Genomic DNA, 4,076 nt, shown 5'->3' on the forward strand with positions numbered 1-4,076 from the left:
GAACGTTGGCTGGAACAAGACAATAGCGGCTGGAATAGGTTGAATATGCTTATGAACGCCGGTCATGGCTTTGCAAGGAATTACGGCACGACAACGAATAATGTGTCAGAATCTAAGATGCATGGTAACGACCCTTGGAAGAACGCTATAGGGATTTTAGCTAGTATTGCTAATTTTGCAGGAAAAAAGTGAGGTAGTTATGCAAAATAGTAACGATAACATGTTATCAAGACTTCTTAAGTCTATGCATGTAATGAGCCAATATGTACCACGTATACGTTTCAACGATCTAGAAGACGCCAAACAACAGGCAAATAATTTACCTTATTTAACCCCTTCTTCCCCTATAGCAACTTTTGGTTCACAATCAAATCCTTTAGGTTTAGCTAAAAATACTTCACCTTTACCAGATGTAAGTTCGTCTTTAAGATCGGCAGGCAGAAAACCGTATGTACCGTCTTTAGTCCCTTCTTTACCAGTAGCGACCTTTGGTTCACAACCAAATCCTTTAGGTATGGAACCTTTGCCTAATGCAATTGAAACTTCAGATTTGGCATCATTGAAACCAAAGCCGTCTCAATTACCAGAGCCTATTTCATCTGTAGAACCACAGAAGTCTGTACAGCCACAACAGAGTACTGTTCCTCACCAAGATACTGGTTCTCAACAGAGTTTTTGGGATTACTTGCGTAGTCCTGAGTTTTTACAAAGATTATCAGATTATGGGATTGGTTATGCATTATCAGATGGGACGATAGCACAAAGTTTAGCGAATGCAGCTATGAATCTTCGTCGTGGTGATATGGAAAGAGAAAAAAGAGGACAGGTTAATCAGACCGTCGAATACCTAAAATCTAAAGGGTACAGTGAAGAAGAAGCTGCTATTATGGCACGTAATCCGCAAATGCTTAGTGCGATGCTAACAGGTGGTGATACTCCTAAGTTACCTCTGGGGCATCAATGGTATATCAATCCGGAGACAGGTGAACGTGAAGCGAGACCGATTAAAGGATCTCTACAGGAATTGGAGTATAATCAGAAAAAACGAGACATAGAAGAGTGGGAAACAAATAAGAGAGAGTATGTGAAAGAAGTTGCATTAGAAATTGATAATACTATGGGTGCGGTTAATCATGCCATTAAACTTATAGAGAGTGATCCAGATTGGGTTGCTGGTAAAGGTGGTACGGTTACTCAAATTTTCCCAGGATCTGATGCCAAAACATTAAAATATCTATTTACTCAGATTCAAGGCGGTGTCTTTAAGCGAGTGATTGCATCAATCAAAAAACAAAGTAAGAATGGAACCGTAGGTGTTGGTCCATTATCTGAGAAAGAAAGCCAGTGGTTAGTATCATCTTATGGTACTTTAGATATTAGTGACAAGCCTGAAGTATTACATACAAGACTTTTAAATATTAAGAAGATGCTTGCACATTTTCAAGAATTTAATAATGAAGAAATTTATAGGTTATCACATGGATTGGAAGTAAAAGAGCGTAAAAAAGACCCTTCTCAATCTTTTACTAATGGGTTGGTGTCACAAGGAGGTAGTGAAAATATACCAAAGATGAGTTTAGAAGAGGCATCTATTAAGGATAACGTACTTTATTTTGTGGATAGTTCCAGTGGTGAATTTCTGGTTAAGGAGTAAATATTAATGGCCCCTTATAAGACTTCTGGTGCGATTAATTCTCAATATGTATATGCTAAGAATGGGACACGTTTTCGTGTAGTTGAAGATTCTGCTGAGATTGAAAAGATTATAAGATCAAATGCTAACAGTTCTTCTTCATCTTCTCCTCGATATGTATACGCTAAGAACGGAACACGTTTCCGCGTAGTTGAAGATCCCGCTGAGATTGCGAAGCTATCTAATCAATCAACTACAACAGATGATTTCTCATTTGATGATAAAGATCTTACGGTGTTGGATGCTGTTATGAGGAATAGCGCGTCTGGTGCGACGGCAGATTATTTTGACGAGATGAAAGCAGCCAATGAAGCGGGTTTTATAGATTATTGGCGTGGTGATAAGAAAGCAGAGGAGATATATAATAGACGGGTAGCTAAGGAGCGCGCTTACCAAAAAGCCTTGCAAGAGAAATATCCTATTTGGTCTTCTATTGCTTATGCTGCTGGTTCACTTGTACCGACAGGACTCTCACTTTTTGTGCCTCCATTAAGGGCTTTGGCTCTTGCAAAGCATATGTCAACACTTGGAAATATTGGTAAGGCGATGATGTTCGGGGCAGGTTCAGGAGCTTTACATGGCTCTGGAGCAGGAGAGGGTCTTTCTGGTCGTCTTATATCGGCAGGGTTTGGTGGTGGTATTGGAACAGTAGCTGGTCCTATTGGTTCTCTTGCCGGTACAGTTGCTTCTTGGGGTACAAAAAAAATGGCAAGGGGATTGCAACATGTTCCCTATATTCCCTTTATGAAAGGAGGGCGTTTTAATCCTGCTCATAAGGAAGTTCAAACTAAAGTAGTCAGAGAAGTTGCAAAAACATTATATGATGATGGTGTTGAGAATGTTGCTGAACATCTTGCAAATGCACCACGCCATGCATTTTTGACAGATATTAGTCCGAATTTAGAAGTATTGCTTGCGAATATGGGGACAACAAATACGCGTGTTTCTGAACTTTTGAAAAGAGCCCATGAAGGACGGATGCAGGGAGCAGTTCAGCGCCTTGGTCAATCGGCAGATGAAAACATTACCCCTCTCCAAGATACGAAAGTTTTAAAAAGGTTGCTTAAAGAGCAAGGGGAAGAAGCACATGGTTCTCTCTATGCACAAGCCTATCGTACTCCAATAGAAAAAAGATATTATCCAGCTCTTAATAGGCTTTTTAAACAAGAAGGATTTCAAGACGCTCTTAAGCACGCTGTCAAAAAGTTAGAAAGAGACCCCCGCACAGCAATACCTCAACGATTCTATGCAAAAGAGTTTAGCCATATCAATTATAAACCTACAATGGAGTTACTAGATCGAAGCAAGAAATCCCTTGATGTTTTAATCAGAATGAATCGAAAGCTTGGTGATGAAGAAGGGGCTTCTACATATCAAATTTTGAAGAACAATTTGGTAAAAATAACGGATAAAATTTCCCCTACTTATAAAGCAGCTCGGGGTAGCGCAGCAAAATACAAAGGCTTTGCAGAAGCTATAAGCCAAGGCAAAAAAATTGCAGAAAGAGATGTATCTGGAGAGGGGATTGCAGAAGGTCTTCGTAAAGGAGCAATGCCTAGTGGTCTCAATACTTATCATGTAGGGATGAGAGACTATATTGATGATCTATTAAAAGGTTCGCGTCCTATTAATAGCCTTTCAAATATTTTACAAACGGGTAGCATGTCAGATAATCTAAGCAGATCTTTAAGCTCTAAAAACATTCATGCGTTTAGAAAAGCTGTAGAGGGTGAAAGGTTCTATGAAGATGCGGCGAAAAGAGCACTGAAACCGTTTCAAGGAACGCCTGAACATAATTATTTAACAGGTGTTAATATACCGTATGGAAAAACTAGTGCAGCACATGCAGGGGCAAAAATTATACAAAATATTTTATCTGATACGATTAGAAAATTGCCACAAAAAGAAAGGCAAATACTTGAACGTGATATAGCGAAATTAGCAACTTTTGGCGTTAAAGGTATGAACCAGAAGGAAGTTGCTCAAATGTTACAAAGATTTATACAATTACATAAAGCAGGAATTGGTAGTGACCATTTTTGGCATTTCATTTCTTCGGCAGCGTTAGGAGAAGCGGGAAGATTTTTAAGGAGTAAGGGTTAATGACCCGTTCTAGTCCTTCAGTCGATCAAGCGATCCGTCAAGCAGCAGCGCGATATGGCTTACCAGAAAGCTATTTATACCGTGTTGCGCAAGTGGAAAGTGGAGGCAATCCGAATGCAAGGAATCCCCGTTCTTCTGCGGGTGGGTTGTATCAATTTATAGACAGCACCGCCAAGCAATATGGTTTGCAAGACCGTTTTGACCCCATGCAAGCGGCAGATGCCATGGGGCGGTTGACGCTTGATAATCGCAATCATTTAAGCCGCCTTTTGGGAAGAGC

At 40.0% G+C, this 4,076-nt stretch carries 3 protein-coding genes and 1 pseudogene; all 4 read left to right on the plus strand.

Annotation, left to right across the window (positions count from 1 at the left end):
• A pseudogene (locus tag ACFIL3_RS09100) lies at positions 1-192 on the plus strand (hypothetical protein); the annotation flags it as partial.
• Positions 193-199: 7 nt separating this feature from the next.
• Positions 200-1,654 (plus strand): hypothetical protein, encoded by a 1,455-nt coding sequence (locus ACFIL3_RS09105; RefSeq protein ID WP_375682119.1) that lies wholly within the window; start codon positions 200-202, stop codon positions 1,652-1,654.
• 6 nt (positions 1,655-1,660) lie between these two features.
• Positions 1,661-3,796: a glycine zipper family protein gene (locus tag ACFIL3_RS09110; RefSeq protein WP_375612625.1), complete on the plus strand. Its 2,136-nt coding sequence runs from the start codon at positions 1,661-1,663 to the stop codon at positions 3,794-3,796.
• A partial coding sequence (locus ACFIL3_RS09115; RefSeq protein WP_375682120.1) for a transglycosylase SLT domain-containing protein occupies positions 3,796-4,076 on the plus strand: 281 nt, incomplete at its 3' end. The genes ACFIL3_RS09110 and ACFIL3_RS09115, both read left to right, overlap by 1 nt.

It is taken from the genome of Bartonella sp. CE47NXGY, from assembly GCF_042195415.1.
Taxonomy (GTDB): Bacteria; Pseudomonadota; Alphaproteobacteria; order Rhizobiales; family Rhizobiaceae; genus Bartonella.

What these genes read in the sequence shown, in the direction of transcription:
- ACFIL3_RS09105 (WP_375682119.1), top strand. Translation starts at nt 200, where the DNA reads ATGCAAAATAGTAACGATAACATGTTATCAAGACTTCTTAAGTCTATG.
- ACFIL3_RS09110 (WP_375612625.1), top strand. Translation starts at nt 1,661, where the DNA reads ATGGCCCCTTATAAGACTTCTGGTGCGATTAATTCTCAATATGTATAT.